Below are 17,148 nucleotides of genomic sequence, written 5' to 3'. Positions count from 1 at the left end.
GCCCTCAGCCTGCCCGGTCCCTGCCCTCGGCGAAGAACGCCGCGAGGTCGTCGATGTCGGAGACCGGGACGGCCCGGCCGAAGGGGGCGTTCCAGTAGTCGTCCTCGGCGGGCGGGGACCAGGGGCCGACGTAGGCGTAGGGGACGGCGAGGTACGTGTCGCCGGCCGAGACGCCGTAGTTGACCTCGCCGACGCTGATGCCGATGTCGAAGTGCTCAGGCCAGAGGATCGGCGTCTGGTCGGGGGCGAGCGCGCGCAGGGCGGCGTCGCCGTCCGCGAACGCCGCCGCGACGACCGCCGCCGCGTCGGGGTCGACTTCCAGCACGTCGTCCAGGCCGACACCGGACCCGTCGGGGTAGAGGTCGGCGAGACCGCGGGCCTCGACCCCGAGCGCGCGGCCCAGCGCGGCCGGCGTCAGGCCGGTGATGCCGACCGTCGCCTCGGGGCCGACCACGTCGGTGCCGTCGACGCGCAGGTCCGGCGTGTGCGTCGTGCCGAACCCGCCCGGGAGCGCGCGGAGCGAGATCTCGCCGGTCTGCGCGTGCTGCGGTCCGGCCAGCACCAGCTCGCCGACGGCGTGCAGCGAGCGCCGGGTGGTGATGAGGGTGGAGTCGCCGCCCATTTCCTTCTCCTTACGACGTAACGCCGCGCCTTGTCAGCGACACGGAGCAAGAGCAGTCTCGGGCAACCGCGAGGGAGAGGGAACAGCCGTGGATGACGAGACGGTGACGACGCAGTGGCACCGGGTCGACGGCGACGACGTACCCGCCGAGGGCCGGGTCACCAGCACCGTCGTCGACGGCCGCGCCGTCGCGCTCACCCGTTGTGCCGGCCGGCTCGGGGCACTGGAGAACCGCTGCCCGCACCAAGGGGGCCCGGTCGGTGAGGGCTCGATCGAGAACGGCTGGCTGCGCTGCCCGTGGCACGGGTACGACTACGACCCGGGCACCGGCAAGCCGCCGGAGGGCTTCACGGACGCGGTCACGGCGTACGACGCGGAGGAGCGCGAGGACGGCGCGTACGTCGCGCTGCCCGCCCACCACGGACGCGGCCGCACCGTCGGCGACGCGGTCGTCGAGACCCTGGTCGCGCACGGGGTGGACACCGTCTTCGGCATGGTCGGCCACTCGAACCTGGGCATCGCCGACGCGATGCGCCGGGCCGAGGAGCGCGGCGAGCTGAGGTACGTCGGGATCCGGCACGAGGGCGCGGCGTCCTTCGCCGCCAGCGCCTACGGCAAGCTCACCGGCCGCCCGGCGGCCTGCTTCGCGATCGCCGGACCCGGCTCGACGAACCTGCTGACCGGCCTGTACGACGCCAAGCTGGACGGCTCGCCGGTGCTGGCGCTCTCCGGGCAGGTCCCGTCGAGCGTGCTGGGCCGCGGGGCGTTCCAGGACGTCGACCTGCAGGCCGTGTTCCGCGACGTGTCGGTCTGGAACGCGACCGTCACGGCGGGCAGCGACCCCGCCGAGCTGGCCGCGCTGGCGGTGAAGCACGCCGTCGACCGGCGCGGCGTCGCCCACCTCGTCTTCCCCGACGAGGTCCGGCAACGCCGAGGCCGCGCGCCGGTCAGGCATCAACGTGCTGCGCGTCAAGCTGACCTGCTTCGTGATGACCGGCACCCTGGCGGGCTTCGCGGGCCTGCTCATCGCCAGCCGCAACAACTCGGTGTCGACCAGCACGGGCGGTGGCACGTTCCTGCTGTTCGGCGTGGGCGCTGCCGTCATCGGCGGCACCAGCCTGTTCGGCGGCAAGGGCCGTGTGTCCGATGCCGTCATCGGCGGCGTGGTGATCACGGTCATCGCCAACGGCATGGGCCTGCTGCGCCAGTCGACCGGCAACGTCTACATGATCACCGGCCTGGTCCTCCTGGTCGCAGCCAGCGTCGACGCCATCAGCCGGAGACGAGCATCGGCGTCGGGCAGGGCCTGAACGCCGGTGACCCGACGACCGGGCAGCCCTCCGACATCCCCCACGAAGACGGGTCTCGGTCAGGAGGAGCTGCGACGCAACAACCTGAGCGCGCTGCTGACGCGCGTGCACCTGCACGGCGCCATCAGCCGGGCGTCCCTGACGCGCGAGCTCGGGCTGAACCGCAGCACCATCGGGGCCCTGGCCGCCGAGCTCGAGGACCTCGGCCTGGTCAGCGAGCGGCTCCCGGACGCCGTACGGCGCTCCGGGCGGCCCTCGCTGGTGCTGGAAGCCCGCCGGGACAACACGGTCGTCGGCGTGGACATCGGCGTCGACCGCATCGTCACCGCCCTGGTGGCGCTCGGTGGTGAGGTGCTGCTCCAGCGGCAGCGACCGCACGCGCCGGGCGAGCACGACGTCGAGCACGTCATCGAGTCCGCCGCGCAGATGATCGAGGAGGTGCTGGCCGCCCGCCCCGACGTGCGGTGCCTCGGGGTGGGGGTCTCGGTGCCGGGCGCGGTGCGCGAGGCCGACGGCCTGGTGCGCTTCGCCCCCAACCTCGGCTGGGTCGACCAGCCGTTCACCGAGAAGCTGTCGCATCGCCTCGGCCGGCCGGTGTTCACCGCCAACGACGCCGACCTCGGCGTGCTGGCCGAGCACCTGCGCGGGGCCGCGGTGGGGTACTCCGACGTCGCCTACCTCAACGGCAGCGTGGGCATCGGTGGCGGCTTCCTGGTCGGTGGGGTGCCGCTGTCGGGTGCGCGCGGGTACGCCGGGGAGGTCGGGCACCTCCTCGTCGACGGCGCGGCGACCGAGCCGTGCCGGTGCGGCAACGTCGGCTGCTGGGAGACGAAGGCGGGGGAGAACCACCTCCTCGTCGCGGCCGGCCGCCTGCCCGGGGGCGGTCCCGACGGCGTGGCCGAGGTGATCGCGGCCGCCGCCGCAGGAGACCAGCGCGCCACCGAGGCCCTCGAGCAGGTGGCGGAGTGGATCGGGGTCGGGCTGCGGGCGGTCATCAACATCTTCGACCCCGAGATCATCGTCCTCGGCGGGTCGCTGGCCGCGCTGTGGCGCTCCCGGCAGGCGGTCATCGAGAGCGTCGTCGACCGCTGGACGCTGATGACGCCGCGTCGTGACGTACTGATCCGCTCGTCGGCCTTCGGTCTGGACTCGCCGTGGCGCGGCGCCGCGGAGCTGGTGTTCGCCCCGCTGCTCGCCGACCCCGCCGGCGTGCTGGACCGGGTGGCGTCCGGCGCGGTGGCGGCCCGGTAGCCTGCTCCCCTCATGTTGGAGAGGTTCAAGGCGTTCTGGCAGGGCGTCGTGCTCGCACCCGTCGTCAACCTGCTGCTCAAGCTCGGGGTCAGCCCGGACACGGTCACGCTGGTGGGCACCATCGGGGTCTCGGTCGGCGCGCTGGCGTTCTACCCGCGCGGCGAGCTGCTGTGGGGCACGGTCTTCATCGCGGCGTTCGTGTTCTCCGACCTGGTCGACGGCGCGATGGCGCGCAAGTCCGGGCGCTCCTCGGTGTTCGGGTCGTTCTGGGACTCGACCCTCGACCGGGTCGGCGACGCGGCGATCTTCGGCGGGCTGGCCCTCTACTTCGCCGGCGACGAGGGCGACAGCTACCTGTACCTCTGCCTCGCCCTGTTCTGCCTGGTGACCGGCAACCTCACGTCGTACGCCCGCGCCAAGGCCGAGTCGCTGGGGCTCGACGCCCGGGGTGGCATCGCGGAGCGGTCGGACCGGCTGGTCGCGATCCTGCTGGGCATCGGGTTCACCGGTCTGCTGGACGTCCCGTGGCTGGTCGAGGGCGTGTTGTGGGTGCTGGCCGCGGCGAGTGCGTACACCGTGGTGTTCCGGGTGCTGAAGGTGCGTCGCCAGGCGATCGCCCTGGACCGCTCACCCGTCGTCCCCGAGTAGGGCCGGACCCCTCTCGCGCCGTACGCTTGAGCCATGGTTCAGGAGTCGACCGGTACTGGTACGACCCGCGTGAAGCGGGGCATGGCGGAGATGCTCAAGGGCGGCGTGATCATGGACGTCGTCACGCCCGAGCAGGCGAAGATCGCCGAGGACGCCGGCGCGGTCGCCGTGATGGCCCTCGAGCGGGTGCCCGCCGACATCCGGGCCCAGGGCGGCGTCTCCCGCATGAGCGACCCGGACATGATCGACGGGATCATCGCCGCGGTGTCCATCCCCGTCATGGCGAAGGCCCGCATCGGCCACTTCGCCGAGGCGCAGGTGCTCCAGTCGCTGGGCGTCGACTACATCGACGAGTCCGAGGTGCTGACGCCGGCCGACTACGCGCACCACATCGACAAGTGGCAGTTCACCGTGCCGTTCGTCTGCGGCGCGACCAACCTGGGCGAGGCCCTGCGCCGCATCACCGAGGGCGCCGCGATGATCCGCTCCAAGGGCGAGGCGGGCACGGGCGACGTCTCCAACGCCGTCACCCACATGCGCACCATCCGCGCCGAGCTGCGCCGCCTCCACGGGCTCTCCGAGGACGAGCTGTACGTCGCCGCCAAGGAGCTCCAGGCGCCGTACGACCTTGTCGTCGAGGTCGCCGCTGCGGGCAAGCTGCCCGTCGTCCTGTTCACCGCCGGCGGCATCGCCACCCCCGCGGACGCGGCGATGATGATGCAGCTCGGTGCCGAGGGTGTGTTCGTCGGCTCCGGCATCTTCAAGTCCGGCAACCCCGCCGAGCGCGCGTCCGCCATCGTCAAGGCCACCACCTTCTACGACGACCCCGACGTCGTCGCCAAGGTCTCCCGCGGCCTCGGTGAGGCCATGGTCGGCATCAACGTCGACGAGATCCCCCAGCCGCACCGGTTGGCCGAGCGGGGCTGGTAGCGGTCGCTGGCTGTGTCGGTTTCACCGGCCGGCCGGTGAAACCTGCGCTGGACGGGTGAAACGTCACCCCCCCCAGCGCCAGGATGGCCCGTCAAGGCATGCGGTCCTCGGGGTCGTGGACGGTCCCGAACGGCGTGTCGCCGCCGTGGGGGACCCCACGGCGGCGACACGCACACTCCGGAATCAGACCGTCGCGGGCTCCCGGGCGGGCTCGGGCGGGGAGCCGGCAACCGACGCGGGCGCGGGCTCGTCGTCGACCATCGTCGCCTCGTCGAACGGGTCGTCACCGGCGAGCACCCGGTCGAGCTGGCCGCGGTCGAGGCCGCCGGTCCAGTGGCCGATCAGCACCGTGGCGACCGAGTTGCCGGCGAAGTTGGTCAGCGCCCGCGCCTCGGACATGAACCGGTCGATCCCGACGATCAGGCCGACGCCGTCGACCAGCTCCGGGCGGTGCGAGGACAGGCCACCGGCCAGCGTCGCCATGCCCGCACCGGTCACGCCGGCCGCGCCCTTCGACGCGATCATCATGAACACCAGCAGCGAGATCTGCTCGCCGATCGACAGCGGGTCGCCCATCGCCTCGGCGATGAACAGCGACGCCATGGTCAGGTAGATCGCGGTGCCGTCCAGGTTGAAGGAGTACCCGGTGGGTACGACGACCCCGACGGTCGGCTTGTCCACGCCGGCGTGCTCCATCTTGGCGATCAGCCGGGGCAGCGCCGACTCGGAGGAGGACGTGGACAGGATGAGCAGGAACTCGCGGGCGAGGTACTTGAACAGCGACAGGATGTTCACACCCGTCGTCACCTTCAGCACCGTGCCGAGCACCACGAAGACGAACAGGAAGCACGTCACGTAGAACCCGAACATCAGCACCGCCAGGCTCTTCAGCGCGTCCACCCCGGTCTCGCCGACCACCGCCGCGATGGCGCCGAACGCACCGACCGGAGCGGCCCACATGATCATCGCCAGGACGCGGAAGACGAGCTTCTGGATCTGCTGGACGGCACCCAGCACGGGCTTGCCGGCAGCTCCCATCCGCTGCAGGGCGAAGCCGATGAGGAGCGCGACCAGCAGGGTCTGCAGCACCTCACCGGACGTCAGTCCCGAGAGAAGAGAGGTGGGGATGATCCCCAGCAGGAAGTCGACGGTGCTGCCGTGCCCGCCGGCCGCCTGCTCCTGGCCGGCCGCCGACACGGTGTCGTCGATGCGCAGGCCCTCACCGGGGTGCAGCAGGTTGCCGACCACCAGGCCGATGGCGAGCGCGAACGTCGACATCGTCAGGAAGTAGCCGAGGGCCAGGCCGCCGACCTTGCCGACGCGGGCGGCGCTGGCCACGGAGCCGACGCCGAGCACGATCGTGCAGAAGATCACGGGCTGGATCATCATCTTGATCAGCGCGACGAAGCCCGTGCCGAGCGGCTTGAGCTCGACGGCGAGGTCCGGCGCGACGAGGCCGACCCCGATGCCGAGCAGCACCGCGACGATGACCGCGATGTAGAGGTAGTGGGTCCGGTTCTGGACCGTCGTTCCAGGGATGCTCATGACGCACACCCTCCTGGCCCGTGTGAACGCCGTCACCGTTCTGGTCGTTGAGTTCGTGACCTGGCTCACTCGCCGGGGAAGGATGTACCCGTGCGCGCGCCGCGGTGGGTCCGGGAGCTGTCGGTGGCGCGACAGATCCTGCTGCTCCAGGCGCTCGTCGTCCTCGTCCTCGTCCTGGTCTCGATCACGCTGGCGGCCTTCGACGCTCGCCGCGACGCGCGCGACGCCGCCACCGATCGCGCCGTTGCGGTCGCTCTCGCCGTCGCCGACTCGCCGACGGTGGTGGACGCGTTGGACCGGCCCGACCCGTCGACGGTCATCCAGCCGTACGCCGAGGACGTCCGCCTCGACGCCCACGTCGACTTCGTCGTGGTGATGGGCCTGGACCGCACGCGCTACAGCCACCCGACGCCCAGCCTCATCGGCAAGAAGTTCGTCGGCGACCTCGGCGACGCGCCCCAGGGTGGCATCTTCACCCAGCAGTACACCGGCTCCCTCGGGCCGTCGATGCGCTCCGTGGTCCCCGTCCGCGACCCGGCCGACGGCGACCGCGTCGTCGCCCTCGTCTCGGTCGGCATCACCGTCGCGTCCATCGACCGGCAGCTGCGCGACGACGTCCTCAAGGTGCTGCTCGTCGCGCTCGCGGTGCTGGCCGCCGGCCTGCTCGGCGCCTGGCTGGTCAGCCGGCGCCTCCAGCGGCAGACCCACGGGATGGGCGAGCGCGAGATCACCCGGATGTACGAGTACTACTCGGCGGTCCTGCACGCCGTCCGCGAGGGCCTGCTCCTCGTCGACGCCGACGGCCGCGTGCAGCTCGTCAACGACGAGGCGCGGCGCCTGCTCGACCTCCCCGAGGACGTCGTCGGCCGGCACCTCGACGACCTCGGGCTCGCGCCGGGCCTGGTCGCCGCCGCCAGGGGCACGACGCCCGAGAGCGACGACCTGTACGTCGCGGGCGACCGCATCCTGCTCGTCTCGTCGGCCCCGGCGGCCTGGGCCGGCCGGGACGTCGGCGCCGTGGTCACGCTGCGCGACCACACCGAGCTGCGGTCGGTGACCGGCGAGCTCGACGCCGTCCGCGGGCTGACCGAGTCGCTGCGCTCGCAGACGCACGAGGCCGCCAACCGGCTGCACACCGTCGTGTCCCTCATCGAGATGGGCCGGCCCGACGACGCGGTGGAGTTCGCGACCACCGAGCTCGAGGTCGCCCAGCGCCTCACCGACCAGGTCGTGGGCGCGGTCGGCGACCCGGTGGTCGCCGCCCTGCTGCTGGGCAAGAGCGCCGAGGCGGCGGAGCGGGGCGTGGACCTGACGGTGACGGGCGAGCTGCCCTCGGGTGGCGGCGTACCCGCCCGCGACCTGGTCACCGTCCTGGGCAACCTGGTCGACAACGCGCTCGACGCGGTGGCCGGCGCCTCCTGGAAGCGCGTCGACGTACAGCTCGCCGGCGACGCGGACACCCTCACGGTGACCGTGCGCGACAGCGGGCCTGGGCTCGACGACGACGCGGCGGCCCGCGTGCTCGAGCGCGGCTGGTCGACCAAGGCCGCGGGCCGCGGCGTGGGCCTGGCCCTGGTCGCGCAGGTCGCGCGCCGGCACGGGGGCGAGGTACGGGTGGGCCGCTCGCCGCAGGGCGGCGCCGAGTTCGTCGTGGTGATGCACCCGAGCCGAGTCACGGCATGAATGTCCGGGTCCTCGTCGTCGAGGACGAGCAGCTGACCGCCGAGGCGCACGCGACGTACGTCGGCCGCGTCCCCGGCTTCGAGCTCGCCGGTGTGGCCCGGTCGGCCGGCGAGGCGGCGCGGTTCCTGAAGTCCGATCCCGGCGTCGACCTCCTGCTGCTCGACATGCACCTGCCGGACGGCCACGGGCTCGGACTGGTCCAGCGGCTGCGTGCGCAGGGCCGGCTCGTCGACGTCGTCGCGGTCACGTCCGCTCGCGACGCCGAGGTGGTCCGGCACGCGGTCGCGCAGGGCGTCGTGCTGTACCTCCTCAAGCCGTTCTCGTTCGCCACCTTCCGCGCCAAGCTCGAGCAGTACGCCGCGTACCACGACGGCCTGGCCGCGGCCAACGCCGACCTCGCCCAGGACGAGGTGGACCGGCTGCTCGACCCGCTGCGCGCCTCCGCCGGCGGCCCCGGGCTGCCCAAGGGGATGAGCCCCGAGACGCTGGCGGCGGTATCGGCCGCGGTGCGGGCCGCCGCCCCCGACGGGCGATCGGCGAGCGAGGTCGCGGAGGTCGTCGGCGCGTCGCGGGTCACGGTCCGCCGGTACCTCGAGCACCTCGCCGACTCCGGGGCGGTCGGGCGCCGCCCGCGGTACGGCGGCAGCGGGCGGCCCGAGGTCGAGTACCGCTGGGGCACGGGCAGCTAGCTCGCGCCGCACCCGCCCTGCGACAGGTTGAACAGCGTCTGCTGGTCGACCCGGCCGGTCTGCTTCTCCTGGCAGTTCTCCTGGAACGCCATCAGCGCCCGCTCGGTCTGCCCGCCGAAGGCGCCGTCGACCGCGAGCGTCTCGCCGTCGGCGCGCAGCGCCCGCTGCAACGTCTTCACCCGGATGCCGCTGTCGCCGCGCTCCAGCCCGCCCAGCTTGTGGGAGGCGGTGAAGAGGATGACCCAGTACCAGGTGCGCACCCGCAGCGGGTTCTTGATGCAGCACTCGAACCCGTCGGTCAGCTCCTTCACGGCCGCCTGCGTCTCGGGCCCGTAGAACCCGTCGACGGTCACCGGCCCGAACCCGGCGTCGTTGAGCACGCACTGCAACGAGCGCACGGCCCTGCTGGTCGTGCCGCGCTTGATCTCGGGGTACGACGGGAGCGTGCGCTGGCAGGTCGCCTGCCGGCCGGCGGTGGGCGGGGCCGCGCCGGAGGCGGCCGGACCGAGGAACCCGAGGAGGAGAACGCTGACGAGCAGGGTGACCACGACCGAGGCGAGGGTCCGCATCGACCCATGGTGCGGCAGTTTCGGGCGCACCGGAAGGGGGCACTAGCCTGCGCGCGTGCCCGCTCCCGCCACGCCGACGATCGGTGTGCTCGCCCTGCAGGGCGACGTGCGCGAGCACCTGCACGTGCTGGAGTCCCTCGGCGTGCGACCACTCGCCGTACGCCGCGAGTCCGAGCTGGCCTCGGTCGACGGCATGGTCGTGCCGGGCGGGGAGTCGACCACGATCGCCAAGCTGCTCCGCATCTTCGACCTGCTCGACCCGCTGCGTGCCCGGATCGCCGACGGCCTGCCCGTCTTCGGCACCTGCGCCGGGATGATCCTGCTGGCCGACCGGATCGAGGACGGCACCGCCGACCAGGAGACCCTCGGCGGTCTCGACATCACCGTGCGGCGCAACGCGTTCGGGCGCCAGGTCGACTCCTTCGAGACGTCCCTGGACTTCGCCGGGCTGACGGACCCCGTGCACGCCGTCTTCATCCGTGCGCCGTGGGTCGAGTCCGTCGGTGAGGGCGTCGACGTGCTCGCCCGGGTGGGCGAGGACCCGGCCCACGGTCGGGCCGCCGGTAGGATCGTGGCGGTCCGTCAGGGACCACTGATGGCGACGTCGTTCCACCCCGAGGTCGGGGGCGACGGCCGGGTGCACCGGCTCTTCGTCGACCTCGTGAACCAACGACTGGCACAGCCGTAGGGAAGAGGGACTGAAAGCGCATGTCCGGCCACTCGAAATGGGCGACCACCAAGCACAAGAAGGCCGTCGTCGACGCCCGCCGCGGCAAGATGTTCGCCAAGCTCATCAAGAACATCGAGGTCGCGGCCCGCATGGGCGGCGGTGACCCCGGCGGCAACCCGACGCTGTACGACGCGATCCAGAAGGCCAAGAAGTCCTCGGTCCCCAACGACAACATCGACCGCGCGGTCAAGCGCGGCTCCGGTGCGGAGGCGGGCGGCGCCGACTACACCACGATCATGTACGAGGGCTACGGGCCGGCCGGGGTCGCGATGCTCATCGAGTGCCTGACCGACAACAAGAACCGCGCCGCCATGGAGGTCCGCACCGCCATGACGCGAAACGGCGGCTCGCTGGCCGACCCGGGCTCGGTCTCGTTCCTGTTCAACCGCAAGGGCGTGGTGATCGTCCCGCAGCAGCAGGAGGGTAAGACGGTCTCCGAGGACGACGTGCTCGAGGCCGCGCTGGACGCCGGCGCCGAGGACGTCAACGACCTGGGGGAGAGCTTCGAGGTCGTCTCCGAGGCCACCGACCTGGTCGCCGTACGCACGGCACTCCAGGCCGCCGGGATCGACTACGACTCCGCGGAGGCCGAGTTCGTGCCGGACATGCAGGTCCAGCTCGACAAGGACAACGCCGCCAAGCTGTTCCGCCTCATCGAGGCTCTCGAGGACTCCGACGACGTGCAGAACGTCTTCGCCAACTTCGACGTCTCCGACGAGGTCATGGCCGAGCTGGACGCCTGACCGCCGGCCGCGGCGGCGCCGCGTGTCGCACGCCGTACGGCGGGTGGTCGCGGATAGCGTGACGTGCGAACACCTGTTCGGACGGAAGGCGGCCAGACGTGCGCGTGCTGGGGATCGACCCGGGGCTGACCCGCTGCGGCATGGGCGTGGTCGAGGGGTCCGTCGGCCGCCCGCTGACCCTGGTCGACGTCAACGTGATCCGCACCAGCGCCGACCTGCCCATCGCCGAGCGGCTGGTGACGATCGAGAGGGGCATCGACGCCTGGCTCGACGAGCACCGGCCCGACGCGGTGGCGGTGGAGCGGGTGTTCGCACGGTCGGACTCCAGCACGATCATGGGCACCGCCCAGGCCAGCGGCATCGCCCTCGTCGCGGCGGCCCGGCGCGGGCTGCCCATCGCCCTGCACACCCCGAGCGAGGTGAAGGCCGCGGTCTCCGGCAGCGGCCGCGCCGACAAGGCCCAGGTCGGGGCGATGGTGACGCGCATCCTGCGGCTCGACGCCGCCCCCAAGCCGGCCGACGCCGCCGACGCGCTGGCGCTGGCCATCACCCACATCTGGCGCGGCGGGGCCCAGGCCCGCATCGACGCGGCCCTGGCCGCCGCCCGAGGGAGGTCCCGTTGATCGCGTTCGTCCGCGGCGAGGTCGCCGCCGTCACCCTGAACAGCGCCGTCCTCGAGGTCGGAGGAGTCGGGCTCGAGCTGATGTGCACGCCGGGCACGCTCGCCACGCTGCGCACCGGCCACGTCGCGACCCTGCCGACCAGCATGGTCGTCCGGGAGGACTCCCTGACGCTGTTCGGGTTCCTCGACGAGGACGAGAAGACCTGCTTCGAGCTCGTGCAGACGGCGTCCGGCGTCGGTCCCAAGCTGGCCCAGTCGATCCTGGCCTGCCTGGAGCCCGACGAGCTCCGGGTCGCGGTCGCCTCCGACGACACCAAGACCCTGACGAGGGTCCCCGGCATCGGCCAGAAGGGGGCGCAGCGGATCATCCTCGAGCTCAAGGACCGGCTCGGCGCGCCGGTCGGCCACGCACGCCACGGCCGTACGCCGACGGCCCCGGCGCCCTGGAAGGACCAGGTGCTCCAGGCCCTGGTCGGCCTCGGCTGGTCGGCCAAGGACGCCGACGCGGCCGTCGAGGCGGTCGCGCCCGAGGCCGGCGACGACCCGCAGATCGCGCTGCTGCTTCGCTCCGCCCTGCGCACCCTGAGCAAGGCCTAGGCGGATGAGCGAGCCCGTGGACCACCTCGAAGCACAGGAGACCGAGCACCTCCGCTCGCTGACGGCCGCCGAGGCCGAGGGCGACGAGCGCGCGGTCGAGGCGGCGCTGCGACCGAAGACGCTGGACGAGGTGGTCGGCCAGAAGCGGGTGCGCGAGCAGCTGGGGCTCGTCCTCGAGGCCGCGCGCAACCGGGGCCGCGTGCCGGACCACGTGCTCCTCTCCGGACCTCCCGGCCTCGGCAAGACCACGCTGGCGATGATCATCGCCCACGAGATGACCGCGCCCCTGCGGCTGACCAGCGGCCCGGCCATCACCCACGCCGGCGACCTGGCCGCGATCCTGTCGGGGATGAACGACGGGGACGTCCTCTTCGTCGACGAGATCCACCGGATGTCCCGGCCCGCCGAGGAGATGCTCTACATGGCGATGGAGGACTTCCGCGTCGACGTCGTCATCGGCAAGGGCCCCGGCGCCACGGCCATCCCGCTCGAGATCCCGCCGTTCACGCTGGTCGGCGCGACGACGCGTGCCGGCCTGCTGCCGGGGCCGCTGCGCGACCGGTTCGGGTTCACCGCGCGTCTGGAGTTCTACGAGTCCGACGACCTCGAGCGCATCGTCCGGCGCTCGGCCGGGCTCCTCGGCGTCGACCTGACCGACGACGGGGGCTCCGAGATCGCCTCCCGCTCCCGGGGCACGCCGCGCATCGCCAACCGCCTTCTGCGGCGGGTCCGCGACTACGCCCAGGTCAAGGCCGACGGGGTGCTCACCCGCGAGGTCGCCCGACGCGGGCTCGAGCTCTACGAGGTCGACGAGCTCGGCCTCGACAGCCTCGACCGCGCGGTCATCGAGGTGCTGTGCCGGCACTTCGGCGGGGGACCGGTCGGCATCTCCACCCTGGCCGTGGCGGTCGGGGAGGAGCGCGAGACCGTCGAGGAGGTCGCCGAGCCCTTCCTGGTGCGGATGGGCTTCCTCGCGCGCACGCCGCGGGGCCGGGTCGCCACCCCCGCCGCCTGGCGGCACCTGGGTCTGGAGGCGCCGCCCGTGCCCCCCGCCGTACCGGGAGAACCGACGCTTTTCGAGGAGTGAGAGCCGGGGTCATGGCGATGCCGTGACCTGCAGCACGCACGGTTACACTTCACAGTCGGTCGGCCCCGGTGAGTGGCTGGCGTTCCCCAGGAACCCCTTGTGAAGAGGTCTGTTTGTCGTGGAGAGCCTTGCCTCCCTGCTGCCCCTCGTGGGCATCGCCCTGTTGTTCTGGTTGCTGCTGATCCGGCCGGCCCAGCGCCGTCAGCGCGAGACGCTGCGGATGCAGTCGGCGATCGCGGTCGGTGACGAGGTGATGCTGACCTCCGGGATCTTCGGCACGGTCCAGGCCGTCGTGGACGACAGGTTCGAGGTCGAGATCGCCCCGGGTGTGGTCGTGACCGTCGCCCGCGGCGCCGTCGGCACCGTGGTGACCAAGGCCGAACTTTCCGATGAGGCCGAGCGTTCAGACTCCGTGGGCTCCGAGAGCACCGACCCGACCGACAACCAGACCGGGGAGCGCTGAGATGGCCCGTCGCACGGCGCGTCCGCAGCGCACCCTCGCGATCTTCTTCCTCGGGATCCTCGTCATGTACGGCCTGGTCGCCCTGGCCGGCTCCTGGAAGCCCGCCCTGGGCCTCGACCTCGAGGGCGGCACGCGCATCCGGCTGACCGCCGTCGGCGACGGCGTGACGTCGGAGAACCTCAAGGAGGCCGCCGGCATCATCGACCAGCGCGTCAACGGCTCGGGTGTCTCCGAGGCGGAGGTCACCACCGAGGGCAACCAGTACGTCGTGGTGGAGATCCCCGGCAAGAGCCGGCGCGACCTTGTCGAGACGGTCGAGCGCCAGGCCCAGCTGCGGTTCCGCGTCGTGGCCCAGAGCGGCGTCGGCACCGCGACGCCGACCGCGCCGGCCAGCCCGACGGGCAGCTCGACCGCCGAGCCGACCCCCTCGGTCTCGCCGGGTGGCGGCGTGCTGCTGCCGAGCGACAGCCCGTCGGCCACCAAGACGCCCAAGACGAAGCCGTCCTCCAGCGCGAGCGGCAGCACCGGCAACAACCGGCCCGGGTTCCTGCTCGACGGCAAGAAGACCAAGTCCGCGGACCCGTCCGGCACGGCGTCACCCACCGACGGCGCCTCCCCGAGCTCGTCCCCGACGGACGGGGCCACGGCCACGCCGACCGACGGGGCGACCGACGGCGCGGGCGGCACGCCCGACATCAACGACCCGCTGACGTGGATGGACAACCCCGACGCGAAGTCAGTGGCGGCGTACAACGCCTTCTCCTGCGACAACGGCGCCAACACGATCTCCAAGAACGTCGACCCCGAGACGGGCAAGACGACCGAGGGCGACAACCCCAAGCTGCCGCTGCTGGCGTGCGACGACCAGGGCCAGAAGTTCCTGCTGTCGGTCTCGATGGTCGAGGGCACCGACCTCGACAACGCGTCGGCCGGGATCCCGCAGAACCAGCTGAACTGGGTCGTCAACCTGGACTTCAACGGCCACGGCAGCGACGAGTTCGCGAAGATCTCGCAGGCGCTCTACGGCACGCAGAAGCTGTTCGCGATCGTGCTCGACGGCAAGGTGCTGTCGGCGCCGACGATGAACGGCATCATCACCAACGGCCAGGCCGAGATCAGCGGCAACTTCAACCAGGCGTCCGCGCAGAGCCTCGCGCTGAGCCTGCGCTACGGCTCGTTGCCGATCGCCTTCGACAAGGACGTCTCGGTCGAGACCATCGGTCCCTCCCTGGCCGGCGACCAGCTGAAGTGGGGCCTGATCGGCGGGGCGATCGGCCTCGGCGCGGTGATGATCTACTGCCTCTTCTACTACCGCGGCCTCGGCCTCGTGGTCCTGGCGTCACTGCTGGTCGCCGCGTCGATCACCTACGCACTCGTGCTGCTGCTCGACAAGGCGGCCAACTTCACCCTGACCCTGCCCGGCATCGCCGGCCTCATCGTCGCCATCGGCATCACGGCCGACTCGTTCATCGTCTACTTCGAGCGCATCCGTGACGAGATGCGCGACGGCAAGTCCATGCGGGTGGCCGTGGAAGCGGGCTGGAAGCGCGCACGGAACACCTGTCTGGCGGCGGACGCGGTCTCCCTGCTGGCGGCCGTCGTGCTCTACATCTTCGCCGCGGGCGTGGTGCGCGGGTTCGCCTTCGCCCTCGGGATCTCGACGGTCATCGACCTCGTGGTGTTCTTCTGGTTCACCCACCCGATGGTGTCCTGGCTCGCGCGGCACCCGTTCTTCAACCGGGGCCACAAGCTCTCCGGTCTCGACGCCGAGGCGCTCGGTGTGGACCGCATCAACATCGCCCCGGTGACGGCTGGAGGGAAGGCCTGATGGGCAAGTTCTCGAGGCTCGGCAACGACCTCTACACGGGCAAGAAGTCGGTCGACTTCGTCGCCCGTCGCTACGTCTGGTACGCCGCGTCCGGCGTCATCATCCTGCTCGCTGTCGCCGGCCTGTACTTCAAGGGCCTCAACATGGGCATCGAGTTCGTCGGTGGCGCCCAGTACAAGGTGACGCTGGCGGGCTCCTCGGTGGGCCAGGACCAGGCGGACGCCGTGCGCCAGGCCGTCGCCGGCACCGGGGTCGACGGTGCGTCCGCGCCCGTCGTGACCACGTCGGGCTCCAACAGCGTCATCATCCAGACGAAGAGCCTGTCGACGGCGGAGAACCAGAAGGTCGTCGACGCGATCCTCCAGACCCTCGACGCCAAGCCCTCGCAGATGCAGCAGGAGCAGATCGGCGCGAGCTGGGGCAAGGACGTCGCCAAGCGGTCGCTCACCGGACTCATCGTCTTCCTGATCCTGGTGGTGCTCTTCATCTGGGCCTACTTCCGCGAGTGGAAGATGTCGGTCGCCGCGATCGTGGCCCTGGCGCACGACATGATCATCACCGTCGGCGTCTACGCACTGTCCGGCTTCGAGGTCTCGCCCGCGACCGTCACCGGCCTGCTGACGATCCTGGGCTTCTCGCTCTACGACACCGTGGTCGTGTTCGACAAGGTGCGCGAGAACACCAAGAACCTCCGCGCCAGCCACCGCACCTACCGCGAGGCCGCGAACCTCGCGGTGAACCAGACCCTGGTGCGCTCGATCAACACCTCGATCGTGGCGCTCATCCCGGTCGGCGCGATCCTGTACGTCGGCGCGGTCCAGCTCGGCTCCGGCTCGATGAAGGACCTCGCCCTCGCGCTGTTCGTCGGCATGGCGGCCGGTGCCTACTCCTCGATCTTCATCGCCACGCCCCTCCTGGCGCACATGAAGGAGAAGGAGGCCGCCAACAAGGCGCTGGAGAAGCGGCTGGCGACCCGCCGCCGTCACGAGGCCGACCGGTACGCCGCGGTCCCGGTGTTCACCGAGGACATGCCGGTGCGCGACGCCGACGACGACCTCGACGACGAGGACGAGCACGCCGGCCACGAGGTCACCGCGACCACGACACCGCAGCGACCGGTCCCGACCGGCCGCGGCCGCGTCGTACCGCAGGCGCAGCGCCCGGTGGAGGAGAGCCCGGCCTCGCGCCGGACGCAGCCGACGCGCCAGCCGCGCTCGAAGCGCGGCAAGAAGTAACCGCCGTGGGTGCCCGGGAGACGCTCGAACGACTCGTCGTCGACGTCCCCGACTTCCCCGAGCCCGGGGTGGTGTTCAAGGACATCACGCCGGTGCTCGCCGACCACGCGGCGCTCAGCGAGATCGTCGAGGCGCTGGCGGCCGCCGGCCGCGACGAGTCCGGGTCCACGGTGGTGGACGCGGTGGTGGGCATGGAGGCGCGCGGGTTCATCCTCGCCGCGCCCGTGGCGCTGGCGCTCGGTGCGGGGTTCGTGCCGGTGCGCAAGGCCGGCAAGCTGCCGCGGGCGGCGTACGCCGAGTCCTACGACCTCGAGTACGGCCAGGCCACCCTCGAGATGCACGAGGACGCCCTGGCCCCGGGCGCGCGCGTCCTGCTCGTCGACGACGTGCTGGCGACCGGTGGCACGGTCGCCGCGACCGTGCGGCTGGTCGAGCGGGCGGGCGCCGTCGCCGTCGCGGCGTCGGTGCTGATGGAGCTGAGCTTCCTCGCGGGTCGCGAGACCATCGGCGACCTGCCGCTCACGAGCCTGCTCACCGTCTGACCCGCACGCCGACCCGCCCGTAGACTGGAGGCCAAATGGCCGAGCAGTCGCCCG

At 72.0% G+C, this 17,148-nt stretch carries 18 protein-coding genes and 1 pseudogene; 16 read left to right on the top strand and 3 right to left on the bottom strand.

The features are described from left to right. Window positions 1-4 precede the first annotated feature (4 nt). Window positions 5-622 carry a hypothetical protein gene (locus ISU07_RS09460; RefSeq protein ID WP_194706541.1) on the bottom strand — a complete coding sequence of 206 codons (618 nt, stop codon included), beginning with the start codon at window positions 620-622 and terminating at the stop codon, window positions 5-7. Between ISU07_RS09460 and ISU07_RS25060 the strand changes: the two are divergent. The 5 genes and pseudogenes from ISU07_RS25060 to pdxS all read left to right on the top strand — a co-directional run. Continuing rightward, window positions 600-1,349, top strand: a pseudogene (locus tag ISU07_RS25060) (thiamine pyrophosphate-binding protein); the annotation flags it as partial. The gene ISU07_RS09460 and the pseudogene ISU07_RS25060 overlap by 23 nt on opposite strands. 232 nt (window positions 1,350-1,581) lie before the next feature. After that, the gene (locus ISU07_RS09450; protein ID WP_323742519.1) at window positions 1,582-1,932 is read left to right on the top strand and encodes an ABC transporter permease subunit; all 351 of its coding nucleotides are present in this window, start codon (window positions 1,582-1,584) and stop codon (window positions 1,930-1,932) included. Window positions 1,933-1,938: 6 nt separating this feature from the next. Further along, entirely contained in the window at window positions 1,939-3,183 is a 1,245-nt protein-coding gene (locus ISU07_RS09445; RefSeq protein ID WP_194706540.1) for an ROK family transcriptional regulator, read from the top strand. Between the two features lie 12 nt (window positions 3,184-3,195). Continuing rightward, on the top strand, window positions 3,196-3,831 hold the full coding sequence (pgsA, locus tag ISU07_RS09440) for a phosphatidylinositol phosphate synthase (protein ID WP_194706539.1): 636 nt from the start codon (window positions 3,196-3,198) through the stop codon (window positions 3,829-3,831). A gap of 33 nt (window positions 3,832-3,864) precedes the next feature. Further along, window positions 3,865-4,761, top strand: coding sequence for a pyridoxal 5'-phosphate synthase lyase subunit PdxS (gene pdxS, locus ISU07_RS09435; protein WP_194706538.1), 897 nt, complete (start codon window positions 3,865-3,867; stop codon window positions 4,759-4,761). A gap of 183 nt (window positions 4,762-4,944) precedes the next feature. Here the strand turns inward: pdxS and ISU07_RS09430 are convergent, their stop codons facing one another. Continuing rightward, complete coding sequence (locus ISU07_RS09430) at window positions 4,945-6,306, bottom strand: cation:dicarboxylate symporter family transporter (RefSeq protein ID WP_194706537.1); 1,362 nt, start codon at window positions 6,304-6,306, stop codon at window positions 4,945-4,947. A 90-nt stretch (window positions 6,307-6,396) separates the two neighbouring features. On the opposite strand from ISU07_RS09430, the gene ISU07_RS09425 reads away from it, so the two are divergent. Next, window positions 6,397-7,989 (top strand): sensor histidine kinase, encoded by a 1,593-nt coding sequence (locus ISU07_RS09425; RefSeq protein ID WP_194706536.1) that lies wholly within the window; start codon window positions 6,397-6,399, stop codon window positions 7,987-7,989. Beyond that, a complete protein-coding gene (locus ISU07_RS09420) occupies window positions 7,986-8,678 on the top strand; it encodes a response regulator (RefSeq protein ID WP_194706535.1) in 693 nt (230 codons plus the stop codon). Before ISU07_RS09425 ends, ISU07_RS09420 begins: the two co-directional genes overlap by 4 nt. Here the strand turns inward: ISU07_RS09420 and ISU07_RS09415 are convergent. Beyond that, window positions 8,675-9,247 carry a peptidoglycan-binding domain-containing protein gene (locus ISU07_RS09415; RefSeq protein ID WP_194706534.1) on the bottom strand — a complete coding sequence of 191 codons (573 nt, stop codon included), beginning with the start codon at window positions 9,245-9,247 and terminating at the stop codon, window positions 8,675-8,677. The genes ISU07_RS09420 and ISU07_RS09415 overlap by 4 nt on opposite strands. 55 nt (window positions 9,248-9,302) lie before the next feature. Here ISU07_RS09415 and pdxT point away from each other — a divergent pair, with 55 nt between their 5' ends. From pdxT to ISU07_RS09370, 9 genes are all read left to right on the top strand, one after another. Then, window positions 9,303-9,935 (top strand): pyridoxal 5'-phosphate synthase glutaminase subunit PdxT, encoded by a 633-nt coding sequence (gene pdxT, locus ISU07_RS09410; protein WP_194706533.1) that lies wholly within the window; start codon window positions 9,303-9,305, stop codon window positions 9,933-9,935. A gap of 20 nt (window positions 9,936-9,955) precedes the next feature. Continuing rightward, window positions 9,956-10,720: a YebC/PmpR family DNA-binding transcriptional regulator gene (locus ISU07_RS09405; RefSeq protein ID WP_194706532.1), complete on the top strand. Its 765-nt coding sequence runs from the start codon at window positions 9,956-9,958 to the stop codon at window positions 10,718-10,720. A 107-nt stretch (window positions 10,721-10,827) separates the two neighbouring features. After that, window positions 10,828-11,343 (top strand): crossover junction endodeoxyribonuclease RuvC, encoded by a 516-nt coding sequence (gene ruvC / locus ISU07_RS09400; RefSeq protein WP_228521622.1) that lies wholly within the window; start codon window positions 10,828-10,830, stop codon window positions 11,341-11,343. Further along, entirely contained in the window at window positions 11,340-11,939 is a 600-nt protein-coding gene (gene ruvA / locus ISU07_RS09395; protein WP_194706530.1) for a Holliday junction branch migration protein RuvA, read from the top strand. Before ruvC ends, ruvA begins: the two co-directional genes overlap by 4 nt. Window positions 11,940-11,943: 4 nt before the next feature. Beyond that, window positions 11,944-13,026 (top strand): Holliday junction branch migration DNA helicase RuvB, encoded by a 1,083-nt coding sequence (ruvB, locus tag ISU07_RS09390; RefSeq protein ID WP_194706529.1) that lies wholly within the window; start codon window positions 11,944-11,946, stop codon window positions 13,024-13,026. A gap of 118 nt (window positions 13,027-13,144) precedes the next feature. Then, window positions 13,145-13,489 (top strand): preprotein translocase subunit YajC, encoded by a 345-nt coding sequence (gene yajC, locus ISU07_RS09385; RefSeq protein WP_194706528.1) that lies wholly within the window; start codon window positions 13,145-13,147, stop codon window positions 13,487-13,489. 1 nt (window position 13,490) lies between these two features. Continuing rightward, complete coding sequence (gene secD, locus ISU07_RS09380) at window positions 13,491-15,317, top strand: protein translocase subunit SecD (protein ID WP_194706527.1); 1,827 nt, start codon at window positions 13,491-13,493, stop codon at window positions 15,315-15,317. Beyond that, window positions 15,317-16,552 (top strand): protein translocase subunit SecF, encoded by a 1,236-nt coding sequence (gene secF, locus ISU07_RS09375; RefSeq protein WP_194706526.1) that lies wholly within the window; start codon window positions 15,317-15,319, stop codon window positions 16,550-16,552. Before secD ends, secF begins: the two co-directional genes overlap by 1 nt. A 5-nt stretch (window positions 16,553-16,557) precedes the next feature. Next, window positions 16,558-17,094 carry an adenine phosphoribosyltransferase gene (locus ISU07_RS09370; protein ID WP_194706525.1) on the top strand — a complete coding sequence of 179 codons (537 nt, stop codon included), beginning with the start codon at window positions 16,558-16,560 and terminating at the stop codon, window positions 17,092-17,094. Window positions 17,095-17,148 lie beyond the last annotated feature (54 nt).

The organism is Nocardioides islandensis (assembly GCF_015352455.1).
Lineage (GTDB): Bacteria > Actinomycetota > Actinomycetes > Propionibacteriales > Nocardioidaceae > Nocardioides > Nocardioides islandensis.
The sequence above is the reverse complement of the archived record's forward strand: the minus strand, read 5'-3'. Positions and strand labels throughout refer to the sequence as shown.

Bases quoted from the DNA above. Each gene is read 5' to 3' on its own strand.
- ISU07_RS09460 (WP_194706541.1), bottom strand. From the start codon at position 622: ATGGGCGGCGACTCCACCCTCATCACCACCCGGCGCTCGCTGCACGCC.
- ruvB (WP_194706529.1), top strand. From the start codon at position 11,944: ATGAGCGAGCCCGTGGACCACCTCGAAGCACAGGAGACCGAGCACCTC.
- pgsA (WP_194706539.1), top strand. From the start codon at position 3,196: ATGTTGGAGAGGTTCAAGGCGTTCTGGCAGGGCGTCGTGCTCGCACCC.
- pdxS (WP_194706538.1), top strand. From the start codon at position 3,865: ATGGTTCAGGAGTCGACCGGTACTGGTACGACCCGCGTGAAGCGGGGC.
- secF (WP_194706526.1), top strand. From the start codon at position 15,317: ATGGGCAAGTTCTCGAGGCTCGGCAACGACCTCTACACGGGCAAGAAG.
- ISU07_RS09430 (WP_194706537.1), bottom strand. From the start codon at position 6,306: ATGAGCATCCCTGGAACGACGGTCCAGAACCGGACCCACTACCTCTAC.
- ISU07_RS09415 (WP_194706534.1), bottom strand. From the start codon at position 9,247: ATGCGGACCCTCGCCTCGGTCGTGGTCACCCTGCTCGTCAGCGTTCTC.
- ISU07_RS09420 (WP_194706535.1), top strand. From the start codon at position 7,986: ATGAATGTCCGGGTCCTCGTCGTCGAGGACGAGCAGCTGACCGCCGAG.
- secD (WP_194706527.1), top strand. From the start codon at position 13,491: ATGGCCCGTCGCACGGCGCGTCCGCAGCGCACCCTCGCGATCTTCTTC.
- ISU07_RS09405 (WP_194706532.1), top strand. From the start codon at position 9,956: ATGTCCGGCCACTCGAAATGGGCGACCACCAAGCACAAGAAGGCCGTC.